The following is a 23,477-nucleotide window of genomic DNA, read 5'->3' on the forward strand; positions in this document are numbered from 1 at the left end:
GACTTCCGCCCAATCAGCGCTGCCCATCAGCAATTCACCCTCTCGCCCAGGCACCGCCTGGCAATAAAAAAAGGACTGAGTGCAAAAATGCACTCAGTCCTTTCTTCACGACTTTATGAAGACGCTCCTGGGAGCGTCAGTATTAAATCGCCATCACCTCAGTGCTTGGCCACCGCCGTATTGAGCTTCAAGTAATCCAGCAGAATCCGCCCGGTCTCGCTCAGGTAGGCATCGTCTTCTGGCTTGGTCTTGTCCGGCTCGGCTGCGATCAGGTCTTCATCTTCTTTCTTCAGCTCTTTGAGCGGCTCTTCGCCCTTGGCCTTGCGACGCAGATTCTCCATGGTCAGCTGCTTGGCTTCGATATCGGCGTGCTGGGCACGACGGTCGGCTTCATTGAGGCTGACGGTTTTCTCCGCCATCAACTTCTGCGCCAGGGCCAGCTTGTCGCGGATGAACACGAACTCCGCGTCCTTGGCCGTACGCACGTCATGCTCGGACTGGAGCTGGGTGATGTAGGGTTTGAACGGGTCGAGCGCAGGCTTGATCGCCGCCCGGATGGTGTCCCACGGCATGGCTTCCGGCAGGGCGCTTTCGCCGATTTCCTTGGTGTCGATGATCGACGGGTAGTCGATGTCCGGCAGTACGCCCTGATGCTGGGTGCTCTGGCCGGATACCCGGTAGAACTTGGCCAGGGTCAGTTTCAGCTCGCCATGGTTCAGCGGCTGGATGGTCTGCACGGTGCCTTTGCCGAAGGTCTGGCCGCCGATGATCAAGGCGCGGTGGTAGTCCTGCATGGCGCCGGCAAAAATCTCCGAGGCCGAGGCCGACAAGCGGTTGACCAGCAGAGCCATCGGGCCTTTGTAGAACGCCCCCGGATTTTCATCTTCAAGCACGTCGACCCGGCCATCGGCATTACGCACGAGAACGGTCGGCCCTTTGTCGATGAACAGGCTGGTGAGCTCGGTGGCTTCCTGCAGGGAGCCGCCGCCATTGTTGCGCAGGTCGATGACCACGCCGTCGACCTTTTCTTTCTGCAACTCGGTCAGCAGTTTCTTGACGTCGCGAGTGGTGCTCTTGTAGTCCGGATCACCGGCACGGAAGGCCTTGAAGTCCAGGTAGAACGCCGGGATCTCGATGACGCCGAGCTTGTAATCCTTGCCATCCTGCTTGAGCTTGAGGACTGACTTCTTCACCGCCTGGTCTTCAAGCTTCACCGCTTCGCGGGTGATCGGCACGATCTTGGTGGTCTGGTCGTTCGGCGCATTGCTGGCCGGGATCACTTCCAGGCGCACCACGGTGCCTTTTGGACCACGGATCAACTTGACCACTTCATCCAGGCGCCAGCCGACCACGTCGACCATTTCCTTGTTGCCCTGGGCCACACCGATGATCTTGTCGGCCGGAGCAACCATTTTGGTCTTGTCGGCCGGGCCTGCCGGCACCAGGCGCACGACTTTCACCTGGTCGTTGTCGCTCTGCAACACGGCGCCGATGCCCTCGAGGGACAGGCTCATGTTGATGTCGAAGTTCTCCGCGTTATCCGGCGACAGATAGTTGGTGTGCGGGTCGTAGGACATGGCGAAGGTGTTGATGTACGCCTGGAAGATGTCCTCTGCACGGGTCTGGTCCAGGCGCGCCGCCTGGTTCTTGTAGCGCTTGGTCAGGGTTTCCTGGATCTGCTTGGAATCCTTGCCGGCGATCTTCATCCGCAGGACTTCATCCTTGACGCGTTTGCGCCACAGTTCGTCGAGGTCCGCGGTGGATTTGAGCCAAGGGGCATCCTTGCGATCGATCAGCAAGGTTTCCTTGGTGGTGAAGTCGATTTTGTCGACGCCTTTGTTCAGCTCGACGAGGGCGAAGTCCAGACGCGCCTTGACGCGGTCCAGGTAGCGCTTGTAGATGGTGAACCCGGCGTTCAGGTCGCCGCTCTTGAGGAAGTCGTCGAACTGGGTTTTCCACTTATCGAATTCGGCAATGTCGCTGGCCATGAAATAGCTGCGCGACGGATCCAGCAGCTTGAGGTAGCTGTCATAGATGATGACCGAGCGCGCATCATCGAGCGGCGGCTTGCTGTAGTGGTGGCGCTTGAGCAATTCGACGACATTCAGACTGGCGATCACTTCGTCACGATCAGGCTGAAGATTGTCCCAGCTATTGGCTGCGAATGTATTGCTCGACATCGGCATCAGGCCGATACCAATTAACAGGGCTAGGGCGGTGCTGGGGAACAAATGCTTCATGCTGATTCGACGCGGGGACAATTGATAACGCATATTAGGCCGTCTTTGAAGTCGCCGGTTCCGTAAAGGCCGGTCGCATAATGCAAAAAGCCCGGCGCTACAGCTACGGGCTCAGTCCAGACTCACTATGGAGGCACTGTGAAAGCATTGCAAGGCGTGGAAGGTCGAGTGGAGTGGGTGCAAGAGCCGAGTCCTACGTGTGATGTAGGACAAGTCCGCATTCGTGTGGCGGCAGCGGGTCTCAATCGCGCCGATTTGTTGCAGAAGGCAGGTCTTTACCCGCCACCGCCGGGAGCCAGTCAGGTACTGGGTCTTGAGTGTTCGGGGGTGATCAGCGAGGTCGGTCCGGGCTCGTCCTGGCAGGTCGGAGATCGGGTCTGCGCCTTGCTGGCCGGGGGCGGGATGGCCGAAGAGGTGGTTGTCGACGGACGGCATGTGTTGCCGGTTCCCGACGGAATGTCGCTGGCCGAGGCGGCTGCGCTGCCCGAAGTGTACGCGACCGTCTGGCTGAATTTGTTTCAATTGGCTGCGCTCAAGCCGGGTGAGAAAGTTCTTCTGCACGCCGGGGCAAGTGGAATCGGTTCAGCTGCCATTCAGCTGTGCAAGGCGTTTGGCAACCCGTGCTGGGTCAGCGTCGGTTCCGCCGAGCGCCTGGCTTACTGCGAAGCGCTCGGCGCCCAAGGCGGCGTGGTGCGCAACGGTGATCTGGACAGCTTGAGGGACCTGGGGCCGTTCGATGTGATCCTCGACCCGGTCGGTGGCAACTATGCCGAGCTGAATCTGAAAGTGTCGGCGCTGGATGGCCGTTGGGTATTGATCGGGCTGATGGGCGGGCGTGAGGCCAAGCTGGATCTGGCGCAAGTGCTCGGCAAGCGCGTGCAATTGTTGGGTTCGACCCTGCGCAGTCGCGACGATCGGTTCAAGGCTGATTTGTTCAGTGACTTGAGACAGCATGTCTGGCCGTTGTTTGCCGAAGGGCGTTTGAGTGCGCAACTGGCGAAGACGTTTGCGATCAAGGATGCTGAGGCGGCGTTTGCGGAGCTGGCGAGCAATAAGGTGGCGGGGAAGTTGGTGTTGCTGATCGACGCGAGCTTGAGGTAACCCCCCTGTAGGAGCGAGGCTTGCCCGCGAAGGGCGCAATGCGGTCTGACAGACATACCGTGTCGCGCCCTTCGCGGGCAAGCCTCGCTCCTACAGGGGTTTGGGTTATTTCCAGATATGGATCGGCCAGCCGGCTTTTTCGGCGTGTTCGAGCAACACCGGATCCGGATTCACCACGTGCGGGAAATCCACCTTTAGCAGCAGCGGCAGATCGTTGCGTGAATCCGAATAGAAACTCGCGCCTTCCAGGTTTTCCTCCTCCGCATCCAGCCATTCCAGCAACCGCGTGATCTTGCCTTCGCGGTAGGTCAGGGTGCCGAGGGTCTTGCCGCTATACACCCCGTGCGTGACTTCCAGTTCGATGGCGAGTATTTCGTCGATACCCAGGCGTTCGGCAATGGGCCCGACCAAATGCGTACCTGAGGCGGAAATCACCAGGATGCGGTCGCCAGCCTTACGGTGGGCTGCAATGGCTTTGGTGGCATCGCTGTAGATGATCGGCTCGATGAAGTCTTCCACCCAAGGTGCCACCAAGTGTTCGAGCTCTTGCGGTGTGCGGCCGATCATCGGCTCGAGGCTGAAGTCCATGTACTCTTCCATGCACAATTTGCCATGGCTGTAGGCGTCCATCAGTTCGTTGTTGCGACGCATGAACGACTCGGGATCGACCCAGCCCAGGCGGCCCATTTGTTCGCTCCAGAGGGTGGCGCAGTCGCCGTGGATCAGGGTGTCGTCCAGATCAAAAATTGCCAGGGCCATTAGTGCGGTTCTCTCCGAGAACAGCTTCAAGCTATAAGCTTCAAGCTGCAAGAAGTGGATTCAGGGTCAGCAGTCTACAACTTGAAGCTTGCCGCTTGAAGCTTGCCGCTGCTTTCAAGCCACCTCACACAGGGCCGTCGGATCGATGGAAAGCGCCAGGCGCTGACCATCGGGATGCAGGTCGGCCGCCGAGCGATTCAGCACATCCACCACCAATTCCACGCCCCGGGCTTCGATACGGTAGCGAATCACATTGCCCAGCAGGCTGTGGCTGCGGACCTGCGCGTCGAGTTCGCCATGGAGGCTCAGCTCGATGGCTTCCGGGCGAATCGCGATGCGATGGGTGACCGGCCGCTGCAGCAATTTCGAGGCGCTGTCGGCGTCCAGCAGGTTGTAGTTGCCGATGAAGCCGGCGGCAAAGGCGTCGACTGGCGCCGTGTAAAGCGTCTCTGCATCGCCGCTCTGTACGATTTTTCCCTGATTCATCAGGAAAATGCGGTCGGACATGGTCAGCGCTTCCTCCTGATCGTGTGTGACGAAGATCGTGGTCAGGCCGAGTTCGCGCTGGATCTGCCGGATCTGTTCGCGCAGGTGCTTGCGAATTCGTGCGTCGAGCGCCGACAGCGGTTCGTCGAGCAGCAACAGGCGCGGACGGGTCACCAGGGAGCGGGCCAGGGCGACACGCTGGCATTGGCCACCGGACAGTTGATGCGGATAACGGGCGGCGAAGTCGTTCAGCTCCACCAGTTGCAGCACTTCGGCGACGCGCTTGTGGCTGTCGTCGGCGTTGACCTTCTGCATGCGCAGACCGAAGGCGACATTCTGTTGCACCGTCATGTTGGGGAATAGCGCGTAACTCTGGAACACCATGCCGATCCCACGTTTCTGCGGGCTCAGCGGAACGAGGTTGTGATCGTCGAGCAGTATCTTGCCGCCGTCCACCGGCGTCAGCCCGGCGATGCAACGCAGCAGCGTGGACTTGCCGCAACCGGACGGGCCGAGGAGGGTGACGAATTCCCCCTTGCTGATTTCACAGTTGATGTCGCTGAAGACCGTGGTGCCCAAATAGCTCTTTTGGAGGTGTTGGACGCTGACGTAGCTCATTCGCTTTTGTCCTTGTTCAAGATATTGGCCACCCATGTCAGCACCAGCACAAAGAAGAAGTAGGAAACCACCAGCGCGCTGGTGAAGTGGCCGCTGCTGTTGCGCATGTTGTTGAGGTAGACCTGCAGGGTTTCGTAGCGCGTGCCGACGAGAATATTGGCAAACACGAACTCGCCGAACAGGAACGAGAACGACAGCAGCAACGCCACCATCAAGCCCTTGCGCAAGTTTGGCAGCACCACCAGGAACGCCGCTTGAAAGGTGCTGGCACCGAGCAGTTGGGCTGAGTCCATCAGGTCACGCAGGTTGATCGCTTGCAGGTTGTTGGTGATCGCCCGGTACATGAACGGCAGCGCCACGGTGAAGTAACAGCCAATCAGAATCCACGGTGTCCCGACCATTGCGAACGGTCCCGAACCGTAAAGCTGCAACAGGCCCACCGATGACACCACCGGTGGCACCGCGAACGGCAGCAGGATCAGGATGTTCATCAGCGCATCGAGTTTCGGGAAGTGGTAATGCACCACGAACAGCAACGGCAGAATCAGCACCACCGACAGCATCAGTGCACCCACGCACACCAGCAACGATTGGCCGAAGGCATGAAGAAAACGTGGGTCGCTCCACAGTTGCACGTACCACTTGAAGGTAAAGCCGCTGGGCAAAATGGTGGCCGACCAGCTGCTGGAAATCGAGTAGATCAGCGTCCCGATCAGGGGCAGCAATAGAATGGCGAACAGCAGGTACACCACCACCCGGTGGTAGATACCGGCAGGGCCCGGTTCAGCGCGAGACATGGTAGCTCCTCTTCAACAGCAGCTGATGCACGATGGTCACCAGGGTCATCAACGCCACCAGCACCACGGCCAGGGCGCTGGCCAGGTTCGGATCCAGGGAAATATCACCGGAGACCATGGCCGCGATGCGGATCGTCAGCACGTTGAAGTTGCCGGTGGTCAGCGCATAAACCGTGGCATAGGCACCCAGGGCGTTGGCCAGCAGGATCACGAAAGTGCCCAGCAGCGCCGGCGTCAGCACGGGCAAGCCGATGTGCCGCCAGTACTGCCAGCCGCTGGCGCCGAGCAATTCGGCGGACTCGCGCCAGTCTTCGCGCAAGGCGTCGAAAGCCGGGTAAAGCAGCAGCACGCCGAGGGGAATCTGGAAGTAGGTGTAGAGAATGATCAGCCCGGTTTTCGAGTACAGGTTGAAGTCCTGAATGATCCCGGCCTGCTTGAGCATGAGGGTGAAGCTGCCGTTGAAGCCCAGCAGGATGATGAACGCGAAGGCCAGGGGGACGCCGGAAAAGTTGCTGGTCATGTTGGCGAAGGCGTTGACGAAGTTGCGCAGTTTCGAGTCGACGCGGCGCAGGGAGTAAGCGCCAAGGATGGCGATGATGATCCCGAACACGCTGGACCAGAAACTGATCTCGAGGCTGTACTGGATCGCCTGCAAATAGAACTTCGAGTTGAAGATCCTGGTGAAGTTGGTCAGGCCCCAGCCGAACTCTTCCGATTCCAGGCTGTTGATCATCACCCACGCCAGCGGGGCGATCTGGAACACGATGAAAAACAGCGTGAACGGCACCAGGCACAGCACCGCCAGCCATTTGCCGCGAGTCATGGCGTTCACTTGAGCAACTCCCGGCACAGCGGTTTATCGTGAGCCACGCCGAGCAGTTCGCAGACGGTGCCGCAGATTTCAGTCTGTTTCGGTGCGGCGTTGGCGTTGAAACTGAAGGCCTCGCCGAGAACGAACAGCGGCACTTCGCGTTCCTCGGGCAGCAGGCCGTTGTGGGAGCGGTCGTTGTTCATGCCGTGGTCGGCGGTCACCAGAACCTGATATCCCGAATCGAGCCAGCCTTGCAGGTAGTCGGCGAGGATGATGTCCGCCGAGCGGGCGCTGTTGCGGTATTGCGCGGTGTCGAGACCGTGCTTGTGCCCGGCGTCGTCGATGTTCATGGGATGGACCAGGAGAAAATTCGGCGAATGCCGCAGGCGCAGGTTCTCTGCGTCGGCGAACAGGTGCGAGTCCGGGTAGTGATCGCTCCAATAGAAATGGCCGTGCTGGATCGGCAAGTCCGGATCGTCGGTGTGACGATCCCGGGCCGTCACGAACGGCGAACGGTTATACAGCTCGCTGACCCAGTGATAGGCCGCGGCGGCAGTGACAAGGCCGGCGTCGGTGGCGTAGTGATAGATGCTGCGCTGGCTGGACAGGCGCGAGACGTTGTTATGGACGATGCCGCTGTCGATCGGCGTGACGCCGGTCAGGATGCATTCATACAGCGGTCGGGACAGGGCCGGCAGTTCGCACTCCAGTTTATAGAGCGCCGCGCGTCCTGCGCCGACGTAAGCCTGCAGGTGCCCCATGGCGTGACGCGCGACTTCGTAATTGAGGCCGTCGAGCACGACAAGGATGACGTTGTGCTTCATAGGGGCGGAACTCCGCAATACAGATAGTCGGATTCACTCGGTCCAGTGTGGGAGCGGGCTTGCTCGCGAAGGCGGGGTTTCACTCAACACATGTGTTGAATGCAAGTCCGCTTTCGCGAGTAAACCCGCTCCCACAGGGGATCTCCATCAGGCATCCAATCTGGGATCTACCGCGTCATTTCATCTCGACGATGACTTCTTCGTTCCACTTCTGCGGCAGGGCCTTGGAGGTTTTTTCCCAGGCGTCCGCATCCTTGATCGGCGTCACTTTCTTGTATTGCTCGTTCGGCAGCAGTTTGGCCTGAACCTCTTCCGGCAGTTTTATATGTTCGGCGCGGATCGGACGGGCATTGCCGCGCGCCAGGTTGATCTGGCCGGCATCGCTGAAGATGTACTCGCGCGCCAGCTTGGCGGCGTTCGGGTGCTTGGCGTACTTGTTGATGATGGTGGTGTAGCCGGAGATCACCGAGCCGTCGGATGGAATCAGCACCGTGTAGTCATCAGGATTGGCCATCTTGGCCTTGTAGCTCAGGCCGTTGAAGTCCCAGACCACGCCGACTTCGACTTCACCCTTCTCCATGGTAGCGATCACCGGGTCCGACATCGACAGGCGACCTTGCTTGGCGATTTCGGCAAACATCAACAGGGCCGGCTGCAGGTTCTTCTCGTCGCCGCCATTGGCAATGGCGGCGGCCAGTACGCCGTTGGCGGCTTGGGCGGCAGTGCTCACGTCACCGATGGTCACCTTGTATTTGCCCGTCTTGAGGTCGGCCCATTTGGTCGGCGCCTCGGAACCGTGCAGCAGCTTGTTGTTGATAATGAAGGCAATGGTGCCGGTGTAGGCCAGGGCCCAATGGCCATCCTCATCCTTCGCCCATGACGGGATCTGCTCCCAGGTGCTTGGCTTGTAGGGTTGCGAAACGCCTTGCTTGACCGCGATCGGACCGAAGGCGGCACCGACGTCGCCGATGTCGGCAGTGGCATTGTCTTTTTCGGCTTTGAACTTGGCGATTTCCTGGGCCGAGCTCATGTCCGTGTCGATATGTTTGAGGCCATAAAGCTTGGCCAGATCGTCCCAGGTGCCTTTCCAGTTCGCCCAGTTATCGGGCATGCCGACACTGTTGACCTCACCTTCCGCTTTCGCCGCGGCCTCCAGGGTTTTCAGATCGGTGTCAGCGGCCATGGCGGCGGTGCACATGGCAATGGTCGAGCCTAACAGTGATGCCAGGAAAAGCTTTTTCATCCGAAGCTCCTTTGGGCGTTTTCAACGCTGCGATTGCGGTCATGTTGGTCTAGGTCAGCAATACCTGAGCCAATCTAGGCGGCCTGGATGACATTTTGATGTCGAACGCCGGCCTGCCCAGGTTTCCTGCTCTGGATACCTCAGGGTTGGAGATAAGCGTAGACCATGGCTAAAGACCTGAAATGAAAGGACTTGGTCATGTAGTTGCAGGTGCAAGTGCAAGTGTCCGGAGCAACCGTTCGGCAACTTTGTCATCTGGCAGTCATGTGCAGTGCCTAGGCTTGCAGAGAGTTGTTGCAGCGATTTCAAGCGCGTTTCTGCCGCGGATCGGTGCTGGTCTAGTCCAGATAGGTAACGTTGATGCGCATCGAGACAACCAAAGCGGTGACAGCGATCGGGCAGGTCCTGCAGGAACAGCTCGACCATGGCCTGTTGGCGCCCGGGAGCAAGTTGCCGGCCGAGCGCAAGCTCAGTGAATTGTTCGGTACCACCCGGATCACCGTACGTGAGGCGTTGTTACAGCTGGAAGCCCAGGGCCAGATTTATCGGGAGGAGCGTCGTGGCTGGTTCGTATCGCCACCGCGCCTGGCGTACAACCTGATGCAGCGCAGTCACTTTCACGCCATGGTCAGCGCCCAGGGGCGAGTGCCGTCCACCGAGGTGATTTCGGCGCGGCTACAGCCGGCATCGGCGGCGGTCTGTGCCTGGTTGCAATTGCCGGCATTGTCGAGCGTGATCCAGATTTGCCGGGCGCGGCGCATTGATGAACGGTTGGTGTTGTATGTCGAGCACTATTTGAATCCGCACTATTTTCCGGGGATTCTGCAGTTTGATTTGAATCAGTCGATGACCGAGCTGTATGCCCGGCATTACGATTTGCATTATGGGCGGGTGCGTTTCGAGATCGTGCCGACGGCGCTGTCGGTGGATGCGGCGGCGGCTTTACGGGTGTCGGTGGGCAGCCCGGGGCTGCGGATCGCCCGGGTCAACTACGATCAGCATCAACGGCTGATCGATTGTGACCTGGAGTTCTGGCGGCATGATGCCATTCATGTGGGGGTCGATGTGGTCTGAGCCTGGCCGCCGCCGGTTGTGAGTTTTATGGGTCATCCGAAGCGATAAATATCCATGCCCAGGGCGCCCAGGGTGAATCCCGCGTGGCTCACGCTGAATTTGCCTCCGGCTCCGCGGGCAAAGTACAACGGTAACAAATGTTCATCGCTCGGATGGTTGCGCACGGCGTTCGGCGCTTGCCGACGATAATCGTGCAACGCGACTTCATCCTGCGCCTCGAGTTTCTCGACCATCCAGTCGCGAAATTCCCTGGCCCAGGGTTCGACGCTTTCCGGGCCGGCGTGCCAGTCCAGTTCGCGCAGGTTGTGAGTAATGCTGCCGGACCCGATCAGCAGCACGCCGAGTTCCCGTAAACCGGCCAGGGCTTGACCTACCCGGGTTTGCAGGGCCGCGCCGCCGTGGGTGGGCAGCGAGACTTGCACAATCGGGATGTCGGCTTGCGGATACATCAACGACAAGGGCACCCAGACACCGTGGTCGAACGGCCGTTTTGGGTCGATGCGCGCGTGCAGGCCAGCGTGCTCCAGCCGTTCGGCAACCTCTGCCGCCATGAGTGGGTCGCCGGGCGCCGGGTATTGCACCTCGAACAAGGCCTGTGGAAACCCGCCGAAGTCATGCCAGGTGTCGGGTTGTGGGTTGCCGCTGACCAGCAGTTCGTTGCTTTCCCAATGCGCGGATACAATTACGATGGCCTTGGGTTTCGGCCATTCAGCGGCCAGGCGAGCCAGGGCGGGCCCGCTGGCGCCCGGTTCAAGTGCCAACATGGGCGAGCCATGGGATATGTACAGGCTGGGGAACATGAATGAGCTCCTGAGGGGTAAGATGGCATCATCTTCAGTCAGATCATTGATCTAAATCTAATATAAGTTTTAGGGTCTTTTGATCGAATATTCGGGATTAATTATGCAGCCGGAGTTTTGGCACAAGCGGTGGACGTCGAATCAGATCGGCTTTCACCTGCCGGAAGTGAATCCATATCTGCAACGGTACTGGCCGCAGCTGGGCCTGGAAGAGGGCTCGCGCGTATTGGTGCCGTTATGTGGGAAAAGCCTGGATCTGCTGTGGCTGGCAAAATGCGGTCACGAGGTGTTGGGCGTCGAATTGTCGGAAAAAGCGGTGGAAGACTTTTTCCACGAGCATCAATTTGACCCGGACGTCAGCGACCAAGGCCCCTTCACTGTCTATCGGGCGGGCTCGATCGAGATCTGGTGTGGTGATTTCTTCGCATTGACGGCCGGCGATGTCGCTGATTGCAGTGCGCTGTACGACCGCGCTGCATTGATCGCCTTGCCGCCGAAAATGCGCGAGCAATACGCCGAGCATCTGAAGCGGATTCTTCCGAAGGATTCACTGGGGCTGCTGATTACCCTGGATTACGACCAGGCACAGATGGAGGGACCGCCGTTTGCGGTGTTGGATGATGAAGTGCAGCGGTTGTTCGGGGCGACCTGGGCGCTGAAGGTACTGGAAGACCAGGACGTGCTGGGTGAGAGCTGGAAGTTTGTCGAGAGTGGCGTCACGCGGCTTGAAGAGCGGGTTTACCGGGTTTCCAGTCGGTAAGTTGTGTTGATTGTTCTGGCCCCATCGCGGGCAAGCCCGCTCCCACAGGTTTTGTGTCGTTCGCCAATATTGTGAGCAACACAAAACCTGTGGGAGCGGGCTTGCCCGCGATGAGGCCAGGAATAACACCACAAAAATCAGCAGATAAAAAAAGGCCCGCATTCACTGCGGGCCTTTTCTTTTACTGCGGAAGCTATCAGCCCCGACGACGCAATGCGTCAATGCGCTCTTCCAGCGGCGGGTGGCTCATGAACATGCGGGCAAACCCTTGCTTGATGCCACCGTTGATGCCGAAGGCATTCAGGGTGTCCGGCATGTGCACCGGCAGTCCCTGTTCCGCCCGCAGGCGTTGCAGGGCGCCGATCATTGCACTGGTGCCGGCCAGGCGTGCACCGGCTTCGTCGGCACGAAATTCCCGTTTGCGCGAGAACCACATGACGATGGAGCTGGCCAGGATGCCCAGGACCAGTTCGGCAAAGATGGTCGCCACGTAGTAGGCGATGCCCTGGCCTTCTTCATTCTTGAAGATCACTTTGTCGACAAAGTTGCCGATGATCCGTGCAAAGAACATCACGAAGGTGTTCACCACGCCCTGGATCAGCGCCAGGGTGACCATGTCGCCATTGGCCACGTGGCCGATCTCGTGGGCCAGTACGGCCTTGACTTCATCCGGCGAGAATCGCTCGAGCAAGCCCTGGCTGACCGCGACCAGCGCGTCGTTCTTGTTCCAGCCGGTGGCGAAGGCGTTCGCCTCGTAGGCCGGGAAAATCCCGACCTCCGGCATCTTGATGCCGGCTTCCCGGGACAATTGCTCAACGGTTTGCAGCAGCCATTGCTCGTGACGTGTGCGCGGCTGGGTGATGATCTGGGTGCTGGTACTCATTTTCGCCATCCACTTGGAGATGAACAGCGAGAACAGGGAACCGGCGAAACCAAAGACCGCACAGAAAATCAGCAGCTGATTGAGGTTGAGATCAACCCCGTTGGCCGCCATGAACCCGTTGAAGCCGAAAAGGCTCAGGGTGATGCTGGCAATCAGCACGACCGCCAGGTTAGTGGCCAAAAACAGCAGGATGCGCATCATGGTTGTAGAAATCTCCTCATGCTAAAGATGTAGCGTACTGCGGGGTATATAAGGTGCTGCACCGGGCTATTCAACCGAGTGACTATTTCAAACTGTGTCCTACAACGAAAGTCTAGCTGGTTGAAGGACATTTCCGACGCTGATGGGGGAAAGGGTTTGTCAGCCAATTGACCTCGCAGGCCCCGTCGTTGTTAGGCGCGAGCAAGCAACCTGTCCTCGGTCAGCCGTGGCAGGCGTGATGGAAGACAGGGCGCAAAGATATGTTGCTGAATCAATCACCCGGCGACTTCAGGACGCGCCGCTGGGTGATATCCGCTTATTGGCGATAGGATTTGAGGAAATTGCCGATACGTCCGATGGCCATGTCCAGGTCGTCGACCCGCGGCAGGGTCACGACCCGGAAATGGTCCGGCCATGGCCAGTTGAAGGCCGTGCCTTGCACCACCAGCAGCTTTTCGGAGAGCAGCAGGTCGAGCACGAATTTTTCGTCGTTGTGGATCGGGCAGACTTTCGGATCGATCCGCGGAAAGGCATACAGTGCGCCCATCGGCTTGACGCAGCTCACGCCCGGAATGTCGTTGAGCAATTCCCAGGTACGGTTGCGCTGTTCCAGCAGGCGACCGTGCGGCAGCACCAGGTCATTGATGCTCTGATAACCGCCGAGGGCGGTCTGGATCGCATGCTGGCTCGGCACGTTGGCACACAGACGCATGTTGGCCAGTATGTCGATGCCTTCGATGTAGCTCTGGGCGTGGTGTTTCGGGCCGGAAATGGCGATCCAGCCAGAGCGGAATCCGGCCACGCGGTAGGACTTGGACAGACCGTTGAAGGTCAGGCACAGCAGGTCCGGCGCGAGCGAAGCGGTGCAGATGTGCACGGCATCGTCGTACAGGATCTTGTCGTAGATTTCGTCGGAGAACACCACCAGGTTGTGCTGACGGGCCAGTTCCAGCATGCCCAGCAGGACTTCTTTCGAATACACGGCACCCGTCGGATTGTTCGGGTTGATGATCACCAGCGCCTTGGTATTCGGGGTGATCTTGGCCTTGATGTCGGCCAGGTCCGGCCACCAGTTGGCCTGTTCGTCGCACAGGTAATGCACCGGGTTGCCGCCCGACAGGCTCACCGCGGCGGTCCACAGCGGGTAGTCAGGGGCCGGCACCAGCACTTCGTCGCCATTGTTGAGCAGGGCCTGCATCGACATCACGATCAGCTCGGAAACGCCGTTGCCCAGGTAGATGTCTTCGATGCCGACGCCTTCCACCTGCTTTTGCTGGTAGTACTGCATGACGGCCTTGCGCGCACTGAACAGGCCTTTGGAGTCGCTATAACCCTGGGCGGTCGGCAAGTTGCGGATCACGTCCTGGAGAATTTCATCCGGCGCTTCGAAACCAAAGGGCGCCGGGTTGCCGATGTTCAGCTTGAGGATGCGATGGCCTTCCTCTTCCAGGCGCTTGGCGTGCTTGAGCACTGGGCCGCGAATGTCGTAGCAGACGTTGGCGAGCTTGTTCGATTTGCTGACCTGCATGGCGATGTGTTCCCGAAAATGAACGATCCAGGCGGCGTGTGAACGACCGTGCTGGGAATCCTGCGTATTCACACAGGTCTGACGCCTTGAGATGCAGCACCCATAAATCCGTTTGAATGCGCGTGGTCTGGCTGCCAGACTGGCGTTTGACGAGGCGCAATCATACGTGCCGCCCGATCCGTGGAAAAGGTACAGATCGGGCTTTTTCAGCCGCTGAGGTGTGACAATGGAAAAGTTGGAAAAAACCCTGGAAGAATGGAAGGCGATGCTCGATCCGGAGCAGTACAACGTTTGCCGCCTCAAGGGCACCGAACGTCCGTTTTCCGGCAAATACAATGACAGCAAGGTTGACGGCATTTATCACTGCATTTGCTGCAACGAGCCGCTGTTCGATTCCAAGACCAAATTCGACTCCGGTTGTGGCTGGCCGAGTTTCTACGCGCCGATCGGCGACAGCGCCATGGTGGAGATCCGTGATGTCAGCCATGGGATGATTCGCACCGAGGTGGTTTGCGCCAAATGCGAGGCGCACCTGGGGCATGTGTTCCCGGATGGTCCGCCGCCGACCGGGCTGCGGTATTGCATCAACTCGGTGTGTCTGGATCTGGTGCCGCGCGAGTAACACCGGGCTAGTGGACCTAATGCCAGCCAGTCAAGGAAACTGTAGGAGCGAGCTCGCTCGCGATGTACTCGAGAGCGCCGCGTTTAGCCAGTAAACACGCGTCATCGTTAACGACCATCGTCGGAACGCCGCCCGGAGCAAGCTCGCTCCCACAGGAATCGAGTCCAGTTTGGAAGATTCGGTTGTACCTGACAGACACCCAACAATCGATTTATTAAATTGCACACAATTCAATTGCTCGCTATCTTTATCGGACCTGCCCTACCTTCTGAGTCCAGATCATGAGCGACAACCTGCTGAGCATTCCCTGCACCACCATCAAAGGCGAGCAAAAGACCCTGGCGGATTACGCCGGCAAAGCCGTACTGGTGGTCAACACCGCGAGCAAATGTGGCTTCACACCACAGTACAAAGGGCTGGAAGAGCTGTGGCAGACCTACAAGGACCAAGGCCTGGTGGTGCTCGGCTTTCCCTGCAACCAGTTCGGCCAGCAGGAGCCAGGTAACGAAGGGGCGATCACCGAGTTCTGCGAATTGAACTACGGCGTCAGCTTCCCGCTGTTCAAAAAGATCGAAGTCAACGGTGCAGACGCCCATCCGCTGTTCGTGCAATTGAAAAAGCGCGCACCGGGCGTACTGGGTTCCCAGGGCATCAAGTGGAACTTCACCAAATTCCTGATCGGCAAGGACGGCCAGTTGGTCAAGCGCTTCGCGCCGGCGACCAAGCCGCAGGACCTGAGCCGCGAGATCGAAGCCCTGCTCAAATGAATACCTTGTCCGTCGATTCCCTGAAGCTCGACAGCCAGCTCTGCTTCAAATTGTATGCCGCTTCCCGGGCGGTCATCCGCGCCTATAAGCCGATGCTCGATCAGCTCGGCCTGACTTATCCGCAATACCTGGCGATGCTGGTGCTGTGGGAATGGCAGGAAGCGACCCCGGAGCAGCCGACGGTCAAGGCATTGGGCGAACGCCTGGCGCTGGACTCCGGCACGTTGACGCCGCTGCTCAAGCGGCTTGAGCAGTTGCAGTTGGTGCAGCGCCAGCGTTCGGCGCGGGATGAGCGTGAAGTGCACCTGAGCCTGTCACCCCATGGCCAGGCGTTGCGCGCGCGAGTGGGACCGCTCAAGGCACGTCTGTTGTGTGACAGCGGTGTCGATCTGGATCGCCTGAATAATCTGCGTGAAGGTCTCGATCATCTGTTGGGCCAGATCAAGGCACTGTCGTAGTCGGCATCCACAAATCCAGCAGGGCGGCCAGTTCTTCGCGGCGGAACGGTTTGGCCAGGTAGTCGCTCATGCCCGCTGCACGGCAGCGTTCGCGTTCTTCGGACATCGCATTGGCGGTCAAGGCGACAATGGGCAGCTGTGGCCAGCGTCCGCTGCGCCGGATCTGCCGGCTGGCTTCGTAACCGTCCATCACCGGCATGTTGCAGTCCATCAGCACCAGATCGAACTCATCGTGCTCGAGTTGATCCAGGGCCTCGGCACCGTGAGCGGCGACGATCACCTCGCAGCCAAGTTTGCCAAGCATGCCCTTTGCCACCAGTTGATTGACCGGATTGTCCTCCACCAGCAGCACCCGTCCGCGTCGCAACAGTGAGCGATTGTCGAGTCGGGCATCGTTGATGGTGTTGATATCCGGATGCAGCACCCGCCGCAGAGTCTGGTATAGCGCATTACGCGCCAGAGGTCGTGCCTGTTGCTGCAACGGCGCCAGGGCGCTGGCTTCTTCGCTGGGCAGGAAACTGCCGTAGGCGGTCACCAGCAAAATCGGTGCACTGCAGGTGGGGCGCAGGACGAACAGGCATTCGGGGCAGTCGGTGATCACCACATCCGGGTCGAGTCCGATCAAGGAGTCGTCCATCGATCGTTGCTGATACTCCAGGCCCCAACCCGGCAACAGGCTCTTGAGTAGTTCCGCCAGGCCGCTGCTGGCGGCGGTGATCGCGATGACCTTGCCCGTTAACTTTGCCGGCGCCAGGGCGCGGGTGTGGCAAGGCAGCGGCAGGTCGGCGCAGAACTGGCTGCCGAAACCGGCTTCGGAGCTGATGGTGAGGCGTCCTTGCATGGCTTCGCAAAGGTTGTAGGTCAGTGCCAGGCCCAGGCCAGTGCCGCCGAATTGCCGGGTAATGCCGGCACCCGCCTGGGTGAAGGGCTGGAAGATCTTGACCTGGGCTTCCTGGGCGATACCGATGCCGGTGTCGCAGACCTCGATTCTGACGCCGTCCCCGAACGTGGAAAGGCGCACATCGACCCGACCAAACCGGGTGAACTTGAGGGCGTTGGACAACAGGTTGCTGACAATCTGCCGGACCCGGGTCGGGTCACCGAGCACCAGCGCCGGAAAGTGCGGGTCGATCAGGCAGGTCAGCTCGACGCTCGGTGCCGCGTTCTGCGACAGCAGGTTGGCGGTGTCTTCGATCAGCGAGCCGAGATCGAATGGAATGTGTTCGAGTTCAAGCTGACCGGCGTCGAATTTCGACAGGTCGAGGATATCGTTGAGCAATTCCACCAGCACTTTGCCCGAGTCGTGGGCAATGGACAGCTGTTGCTGTTGCTCGGCATTGAGGGGGCCATCCAGTGATAGCGCGATCATCCCCAGCAATCCGTTGAGGGGGGTACGGATTTCGTGGCTCATGTTGGCCAGAAACGCCGAGCGCGCTTCGGCCATGTCCAGGGCGGTGCGGCGGGCGACTTCCAATTCCTCGTTGGACTGGCTGAGCCGGGTGTTGATGGCCTTGAGTTCCGCGGTCCGGGCCGACACGATGTTTTCCAGTTGTCCGAGGTAGTCGGTCAGACGGTTTTCGGCATTGCGTCGCTGATGGATTTCGGTGGCGATGTTTTCGAATTGCTTGTTGGCAACTTTGACCAGCACGCCGATCTCATCGTTTTCATGACCGGCGGGACACTCCAGCCACGTCGGTTCGACACCGCGCGGATCACGGCCGCTGAGTTCACGAATCACCCGTACCAGGGGTTTGGTCAGCATGACATAGAACAGCGCCAGCAGAATGCCGGTCAGCAGCAGACTACGGGCGAAGCCGTTGAGCAAGGTGACTTCGGCCCTACGCAGGAACCGGCTGCCAAATGAATAGGTGTCGACGTCCAGGCGCAGGGTGCCGAGGGATTCGGACGGTAAATGATCCAGGTACAGGCGGTCTTCGAAGTGCCGGTTGGCGCCAAACAGGAAGTCGCTGATCAGCCGGTACCCGCTTTGCAGGCCAGGGCGTTTGACTTTGGCCAGCACCGTGCCGTTGTTGTCGGTCAATTGCGCGCCGATGATGGCGGGCGAGCGCAGCAGGCCCAGGGTCAGTTCCTGGGCGAGTTCGGCGTCGATGTTGTAGGCGATGCGCGAAGCGGGGTTATGACTGATTTCCAGCAGTGACTGGATTTCGCGGTTGATGGAGGCGTCTTCACTGGCATAATCGATGCCTATTTGCAGCAGACTGAGCAGCGTGCCCAGAATGAAACCAACCAGCACGGTCAGCCGGGCTTGCTTGTAGGACAGCCGGTTGGTGAACTTGATATCCATGGGGTGTTGAACCACTTCCGTTTCCCTTCGCTGCTCAAGCATAGTCGATCATGCATGGATCCCGATGGTCCTGTGTAACCCTTGTTCAAGGGCTAAACGGGACATCGTACGCTGTGTTGGGTCGCTGTAACGCATCATTACTGTGAACGTGTCCGAGGAGAAGACGTGGATTCCCGATTGAATGCTTTTCTTGAACGCGCCGATGCCGTGCTGGCCCGTATCGAACCGCTGCTGCCCGCACCCCGGCAAACCATCGACTGGACACACTGCCTGGCCGCACGCTGGCAACGTGAAGGGCGCAGCGGTTTTCTGTTGCCGCTGCACGTCAGCCTCGACACGCGGTTGTCCGACCTGATCGGCGTCGACCGGCAAGTGGAGCAACTGGGGCGCAATACCCAACAGTTCCTCGACGGCATGCCGGCCAACCACGCCTTGCTCTGGGGCTCGCGCGGCACCGGCAAATCGTCCCTGGTGCGCGCCTTGCTGGCCGAACACGCCCAGGCGGGGCTGCGGCTGATCGAGATCGAACGCGATCATCTGGCGGACTTGCCACGCATTGTCGAACAGGTCGCCAAACTGCCCCAGCGCTTCGTGCTGTTCTGCGATGACCTGTCGTTCGAATCGGGCGAGGGCGATTATCGCGTGCTCAAAAGTGTGCTGGACGGTTCTCTCGAGCAGGCACCGGATAACGTGTTGCTCTACGCGACCTCCAATCGTCGGCACCTGGTGCCGGAAAAGGAAAGCGATAACGAAAACTGGAAAAGGGTCGACGGTGAACTCCATCCCAGCGAGGCGGTGGAAGACAAGATCGCCCTGTCGGACCGTTTTGGCTTGTGGCTGTCGTTCTACCCGTTTACCCAGGAGCACTTCCTCAACGTCGTCGAACACTGGATTGGTCAATTGGCCGACAAGGCCGGCCTCGAGTGGCAACGCAATGAAGAGCTGGACATTCTCGCCGTGCGCTGGGCCACAGGCCGGGGCAATCGCAACGGACGATGTGCCTATCAATTTGCCCGCTATTGGGTCGGGCTCAAGCTGTTGGAGCATAAGGCATGATCGATTTGCAAAAAAGCGGCCAGGGCCTCGAAGGCTACGGGATGCTGTGGGCTCAGCTGGAATCATTGCTGGCGGATGAACGTGATTTCATTGCCAACGCGGCGCAGTTTTCGGCATTCCTGTACAACCAGCTCGATGATTTGAACTGGGCCGGTTTCTACCTCAATCGCAATGAAGAGCTGGTACTGGGCCCGTTTCAAGGCCAGATCGCCTGCGTGCGAATTCCGTTCGGCCGCGGTGTGTGCGGGACTGCGGCGGCGTCCTTGCGCACCCAATTGGTCGAAGACGTGCACGCGTTCCCGGGGCATATCGCCTGCGACAGCGCGTCCAATAGCGAGCTGGTCGTGCCGCTGGTCAAAAACGGTCGGTTGATTGGCGTGCTGGACCTCGACAGCCCGAAGCTCGCGCGGTTTACCGCTGAAGATCAAGCGGGTATCGAACAACTGGCGGCGATTTTCCTGCGCCTGACTGACTGCTGATCATGCAGGGTTAAGCCTCTTTCATTTTGCTGTCGTCGTTTTGTCGAAGTTGCTGTTGCAGCGCCTGCTCCAATTCGAGCAGGGCACTCCCTACGGCATTGCTGCATTCAATGACGTTGGCGCGATGGAACACTTCATGGCAGGCGCTCTCCAGCGCCTCGCAGCTGTCGATCAAGCGGGAGGCCTGGACAATGCGGGCTGCGCCCTTGATTTTGTGGGCAATATCGAGGAATGACTGCCGGTCCCCGGAGGGGGTCAATGCCAGCAGCGCTTGTCGGTCCGACCGGTTGCTGTTGAACAGCTCGGTCAACAGTCGCCGCTCCAGAACCGGGTTGCCCCCTGTCAACTGGTGCAGCCCTTTCACGCTGAAGGCCGGATCGCGGACGGTGGGCTCGATGCGTTCAACCCATTGGCTCAAGGCCGACAGCGTCAGGGGCTTGAACAGGCAGTCGTCCATGCCGGCTTGTTTGCAGCGCTGTATTTCTTCCGGCTGTGCGTTGGCAGTGAACCCCAGAATGGTGCAGGGAGGGCGTGACGTTTTTTGTTCCTGTCGGCGAATGGCGCCGGCCAATTCGTAGCCATTCATGATCGGCATGTTGCAATCGACAATGACCAGATCGAACGTCTGCGCTTGCCACGTTTCGAAACCTGCCTCGCCATCCGCCGCGACACTGAATCGATGCCCCAGAAACTCAAGCTGCTGGCACATGAGCAAGCGATTGGCCGGGTGATCGTCCACCACCAGGACGTTCAGGGGCGACCTTGTGGCATGGATGGGCGCTTCAACAACCTCAGGGAGCTGCTCGCATGGCAGCGTTGCCAGGCAAAGCGAAACCTGGACCTGAGTGCCGACACCCGGCTGGCTGCTCAATTGCAGGCTGCCGCCCATCATCTCGCACAGACTGCGACTGATCACCAGGCCCAGTCCTGCGCCACCTCTGCTTGACTGTTCACAATGATCGGCTTGGGCGAAAGGTTCGAATAACCGTTGCCGATCCTGTTCGCTGATGCCGATGCCACTGTCCTGAACGTGCAACAACATCCGGATGTGCCCGGGCTCGTCGGAGGGTTGCAGCTCCACGCTGATCCTGACCTGACCAAGCTCTGTGAACTTGATGGCGTTGCTGATCAGGTTGGACAACACCTGCTTGAAGCGCAACGGGTCCAAAACGACATCGACCCGCGGATTGGCAGGGTGAAATTCCAACAGCAGTTCAAGATTTTTCTGACGTGCCAGTCCTTCGAAAATCCGAATCACCGAGGTCACGATCTCACGTGGGTTGACGCGTTCCGGGCTCAGGCTCAGGCGGCCGGACTCGATCCGCGCGATGTCGAGAATGTCTCCGATCAGCTCGAGCAAGTCTTTTGCCGAGTTGTACGCCACATCGATGGCCGGACGGTCCGGGTGCCGGTGATCGATACGCTTGAGCGTCAGTTCGAGCATACCGATGACCGCGTTCATCGGCGTGCGGATCTCATGGCTCATGGTCGCCAGGAACGTGCTCTTGGCCCGGTTGGCTTCATCGGCCCGTTCTTTCGCGAAGCGCAGCTCATCGAGCAATTGCCGCCGCTCGCTGATGTCGATCCAGCCGCCAATGATGCCCCGCACTTCACCGCTCGAATCGCGGTAGGGGATAATCCAGTGGTAGATCGTCAGTCTGCGGCCTCCGATGTGCAGCGGCCGGTCGAGAATCAGCGGCATGCCTTCGGCCACGACGCGCTGGTAGTCGGCCTGGTATTCCCGTGCTTCGAAAGCGTTGCTCATGTTGCCCTGCATGACGCTTTTGCCGATGACCTGTTCACGTTTCGCGCAGAAGGCTTGCAGGTAGCTGTCGTTGCAGCTTTGCAGCAGCCCTTGGCGATCGCGCACATAGATGGGATGCGGTGTGCCGTTGACCAGCGATCGCATGAATTCGAATTGATCGTTCAACGCACGCTCGGCCGCCTTGCGCTGTTTGATCTGGCGACGCATATAAGCGTTCCAGGCAACGGAAATCAGCAGGAGCACGCCGGCGCCGATGACGATCTGGAAAAACAGTCGGTGATAATTGCGCCAGGGATTTTGCGAGGTCGCCGAATAACCACGCCAGCGACTGTTGATGATGCCCAGTTCTTCCGGCGTGATGCTCAGCAGCGCCTTGTCGAGGATGGCGTTCAGCTCGCGGGCGTCCCGGCCGGTCGCCAGGGAAAATGCAGCCTGCCGGGTTCCCAGGGTGCTGCTGATTCGCAGGGTGTGTTCGAAAACCCGCGATGACAGGAAGTAGTTGGCAACCACCAACGAGCTCACCGCACCCTGTACCTTGCCTTCGGCCAGCAGTTCCGCGGCGCTGAAGGTGTCCGGGGTTTCAATCAACTTGATCTGCGGGAACTCGCGGCGCAAGTCATCCACCATAGGATTGCCTTGAGCGATCGCCAGGCGTTTGTTCTGCAATTGAGCAAGGCTGGTCGGGCTATTGGCGGATTTGCGGGTCAGCAGGACGTAGGAGTTTTGCAGGTATGGGCGGGTGAAGCTCAGGCTCGCTTCACGTTGGGCGCTGGGAAGCAGGGCGGCGATCAGGTCGGCTTGTCGGGTGTTGACCTGCTCGATCATCTCGCCATCGCTGCGGCTGCGCTGGATGTCGAAGCGCAAACCGGTACGCAGCCTGATCAGTTCCAGCAAGTCTGCGGTAATGCCTCGAAAGTTGCCGTCATTGTCGAAAAACGTCAGCGGCGCAAACGCCTCATTGACCACCACCCGCACCACCGGATGTTGCGCCAGCCAGCGTTCTTCGATGTCACTGAGCTGCAGTTTTTGATCGGTGAGCAGAATGTCGCTGCCCGCGCTCCAGCGCTTGGCAATGCTTTCTCGCTCGCCGGTGGAAACAGCCTTGAGCATCGCATTGATAATCCCGAGCAGTTCGGGGTTGTTCCTGTTCACGGCAAAGCTGAAACCTTGCGCTTCGTGTTTGCCGAAATTGGCCATGCGGATGTTGTTCAGGTAGCCCTTGTTGATCATGTAGTGGGTTGAAATCGTATCGCCGAGGAAGACGTCGGCCTGGTCGAAAGCCACGGCATTGATCGCATTCTGATAGGACGGATAGGACGTGATGATCGCCTGGGGATAAACGGCCTTGACTTCCTCCAGCGGCAAATAGTGATACACCATGCTCAGCCGCAAACCGGCGAGACCATCGCTCAGGGACCTGCTTTCGTCTTCCCGGGTCACCAGCACCGGTTGATCGACGGCGTAGGGTTCGGACAGTACGATATCCAGGGCATTGTGAGCTTCGAACCCGTTGGCGGAACCGAGCAGGTCCACCTCGCCGTTTTCAAGTGCCAGGATCGCCGCCCCCCGGGATTCGAACCGCTGGACCTTGATCGCCAAGCCGGTGGACTCGCCCAGGATACCGGCATAGTCGGCGGTGTAACCTTCATACTCGTGACCGCTGACGGTCAGATCGAAGGGTGGATAATCCGGGGCGGACGTGCCGAGAATCAGTTCACGCTTGTTCTTGATCCATTGTCGCTGGGATTGATCCAGTTGCACTTCCAGGTGTGCGGCCGACGAACGACTGAGCAGGGTGAGACTTTCACTGGAGGTGTGTGCGGCGGGCACCGAGGTGCTCAGGCTTAAACCAGCGGCCATGAGTATCAGATAGTCCTTTATGCGGCTGGGCATCCTGCTT

Annotated in this window: 20 protein-coding genes; 8 read left to right on the forward strand and 12 right to left on the reverse strand. The window is 59.3% G+C overall.

Annotation, left to right across the window (positions count from 1 at the left end; translation table 11 throughout):
- Positions 1-158 precede the first annotated feature (158 nt).
- Positions 159-2,240 (reverse strand): carboxy terminal-processing peptidase, encoded by a 2,082-nt coding sequence (locus PMA3_RS07015; RefSeq protein WP_167355112.1) that lies wholly within the window; start codon positions 2,238-2,240, stop codon positions 159-161.
- A gap of 138 nt (positions 2,241-2,378) precedes the next feature.
- On the opposite strand from PMA3_RS07015, the gene PMA3_RS07020 reads away from it, so the two are divergent.
- The gene (locus tag PMA3_RS07020) at positions 2,379-3,341 is read left to right on the forward strand and encodes a zinc-binding dehydrogenase (RefSeq protein WP_064676477.1); all 963 of its coding nucleotides are present in this window, start codon (positions 2,379-2,381) and stop codon (positions 3,339-3,341) included.
- 105 nt (positions 3,342-3,446) lie between these two features.
- On the opposite strand, the gene PMA3_RS07025 is transcribed toward PMA3_RS07020, so the two are convergent.
- From PMA3_RS07025 to PMA3_RS07050, 6 genes are all read right to left on the reverse strand, one after another.
- Positions 3,447-4,100, reverse strand: a complete 654-nt coding sequence (locus PMA3_RS07025; RefSeq protein ID WP_064676478.1) for an HAD family hydrolase — start codon at positions 4,098-4,100, stop codon at positions 3,447-3,449.
- 114 nt (positions 4,101-4,214) lie between these two features.
- Positions 4,215-5,204 (reverse strand): ABC transporter ATP-binding protein, encoded by a 990-nt coding sequence (locus PMA3_RS07030; protein WP_064676479.1) that lies wholly within the window; start codon positions 5,202-5,204, stop codon positions 4,215-4,217.
- On the reverse strand, positions 5,201-6,001 hold the full coding sequence (locus tag PMA3_RS07035) for an ABC transporter permease (RefSeq protein ID WP_064676480.1): 801 nt from the start codon (positions 5,999-6,001) through the stop codon (positions 5,201-5,203). Before PMA3_RS07035 ends, PMA3_RS07030 begins: the two co-directional genes overlap by 4 nt.
- Positions 5,988-6,824 (reverse strand): ABC transporter permease, encoded by an 837-nt coding sequence (locus PMA3_RS07040; RefSeq protein ID WP_162493649.1) that lies wholly within the window; start codon positions 6,822-6,824, stop codon positions 5,988-5,990. Before PMA3_RS07040 ends, PMA3_RS07035 begins: the two co-directional genes overlap by 14 nt.
- 5 nt (positions 6,825-6,829) lie before the next feature.
- On the reverse strand, positions 6,830-7,636 hold the full coding sequence (locus tag PMA3_RS07045; protein WP_064676482.1) for an alkaline phosphatase family protein: 807 nt from the start codon (positions 7,634-7,636) through the stop codon (positions 6,830-6,832).
- Positions 7,637-7,811: 175 nt separating this feature from the next.
- Positions 7,812-8,879: an ABC transporter substrate-binding protein gene (locus PMA3_RS07050; protein ID WP_064676483.1), complete on the reverse strand. Its 1,068-nt coding sequence runs from the start codon at positions 8,877-8,879 to the stop codon at positions 7,812-7,814.
- A gap of 360 nt (positions 8,880-9,239) precedes the next feature.
- Here PMA3_RS07050 and PMA3_RS07055 point away from each other — a divergent pair, with 360 nt between their 5' ends.
- Positions 9,240-9,953: a UTRA domain-containing protein gene (locus PMA3_RS07055; RefSeq protein WP_064676484.1), complete on the forward strand. Its 714-nt coding sequence runs from the start codon at positions 9,240-9,242 to the stop codon at positions 9,951-9,953.
- A 32-nt stretch (positions 9,954-9,985) separates the two neighbouring features.
- On the opposite strand, the gene PMA3_RS07060 is transcribed toward PMA3_RS07055, so the two are convergent.
- Positions 9,986-10,753, reverse strand: a complete 768-nt coding sequence (locus tag PMA3_RS07060; protein WP_064676485.1) for a DODA-type extradiol aromatic ring-opening family dioxygenase — start codon at positions 10,751-10,753, stop codon at positions 9,986-9,988.
- Between the two features lie 103 nt (positions 10,754-10,856).
- Between PMA3_RS07060 and PMA3_RS07065 the strand changes: the two genes are divergently transcribed.
- Positions 10,857-11,513: a thiopurine S-methyltransferase gene (locus PMA3_RS07065; protein ID WP_064676486.1), complete on the forward strand. Its 657-nt coding sequence runs from the start codon at positions 10,857-10,859 to the stop codon at positions 11,511-11,513.
- 196 nt (positions 11,514-11,709) lie between these two features.
- Here the strand turns inward: PMA3_RS07065 and htpX are convergent, their stop codons facing one another.
- Both htpX and PMA3_RS07075 read right to left on the reverse strand, forming a co-directional pair.
- A complete protein-coding gene (gene htpX, locus PMA3_RS07070; protein ID WP_064676487.1) occupies positions 11,710-12,597 on the reverse strand; it encodes a protease HtpX in 888 nt (295 codons plus the stop codon).
- A 316-nt stretch (positions 12,598-12,913) separates the two neighbouring features.
- On the reverse strand, positions 12,914-14,125 hold the full coding sequence (locus tag PMA3_RS07075; protein ID WP_064680628.1) for a pyridoxal phosphate-dependent aminotransferase: 1,212 nt from the start codon (positions 14,123-14,125) through the stop codon (positions 12,914-12,916).
- Positions 14,126-14,351: 226 nt separating this feature from the next.
- On the opposite strand from PMA3_RS07075, the gene msrB reads away from it, so the two are divergent.
- The 3 genes from msrB (at position 14,352) to PMA3_RS07090 (ending at position 15,972) form a co-directional block, all read left to right on the forward strand.
- Positions 14,352-14,747, forward strand: coding sequence for a peptide-methionine (R)-S-oxide reductase MsrB (msrB, locus tag PMA3_RS07080; RefSeq protein ID WP_064676488.1), 396 nt, complete (start codon positions 14,352-14,354; stop codon positions 14,745-14,747).
- A 281-nt stretch (positions 14,748-15,028) separates the two neighbouring features.
- Positions 15,029-15,514 carry a glutathione peroxidase gene (locus PMA3_RS07085; protein ID WP_064676489.1) on the forward strand — a complete coding sequence of 162 codons (486 nt, stop codon included), beginning with the start codon at positions 15,029-15,031 and terminating at the stop codon, positions 15,512-15,514.
- The gene (locus PMA3_RS07090) at positions 15,511-15,972 is read left to right on the forward strand and encodes a MarR family winged helix-turn-helix transcriptional regulator (protein WP_064676490.1); all 462 of its coding nucleotides are present in this window, start codon (positions 15,511-15,513) and stop codon (positions 15,970-15,972) included. The genes PMA3_RS07085 and PMA3_RS07090 overlap by 4 nt, the downstream gene beginning before the upstream one ends.
- On the opposite strand, the gene PMA3_RS07095 is transcribed toward PMA3_RS07090, so the two are convergent.
- On the reverse strand, positions 15,956-18,277 hold the full coding sequence (locus PMA3_RS07095) for a hybrid sensor histidine kinase/response regulator (RefSeq protein WP_064676491.1): 2,322 nt from the start codon (positions 18,275-18,277) through the stop codon (positions 15,956-15,958). The two genes, PMA3_RS07090 and PMA3_RS07095, sit on opposite strands and share 17 nt — an antisense overlap.
- Before the next feature lie 165 nt (positions 18,278-18,442).
- Here PMA3_RS07095 and PMA3_RS07100 point away from each other — a divergent pair, with 165 nt between their 5' ends.
- Together PMA3_RS07100 and PMA3_RS07105 are read left to right on the forward strand one after the other, a co-directional pair.
- On the forward strand, positions 18,443-19,333 hold the full coding sequence (locus PMA3_RS07100; protein ID WP_064676492.1) for an ATP-binding protein: 891 nt from the start codon (positions 18,443-18,445) through the stop codon (positions 19,331-19,333).
- The gene (locus PMA3_RS07105; protein WP_064676493.1) at positions 19,330-19,812 is read left to right on the forward strand and encodes a GAF domain-containing protein; all 483 of its coding nucleotides are present in this window, start codon (positions 19,330-19,332) and stop codon (positions 19,810-19,812) included. The genes PMA3_RS07100 and PMA3_RS07105 overlap by 4 nt, the downstream gene beginning before the upstream one ends.
- Positions 19,813-19,822: 10 nt before the next feature.
- On the opposite strand, the gene PMA3_RS07110 is transcribed toward PMA3_RS07105, so the two are convergent.
- Positions 19,823-23,470, reverse strand: coding sequence for a transporter substrate-binding domain-containing protein (locus PMA3_RS07110; RefSeq protein ID WP_064676494.1), 3,648 nt, complete (start codon positions 23,468-23,470; stop codon positions 19,823-19,825).
- Between the last annotated feature and the right edge of the window lie 7 nt (positions 23,471-23,477).

This window comes from Pseudomonas silesiensis (assembly GCF_001661075.1).
Taxonomy (GTDB): Bacteria; Pseudomonadota; Gammaproteobacteria; order Pseudomonadales; family Pseudomonadaceae; genus Aquipseudomonas; species Aquipseudomonas silesiensis.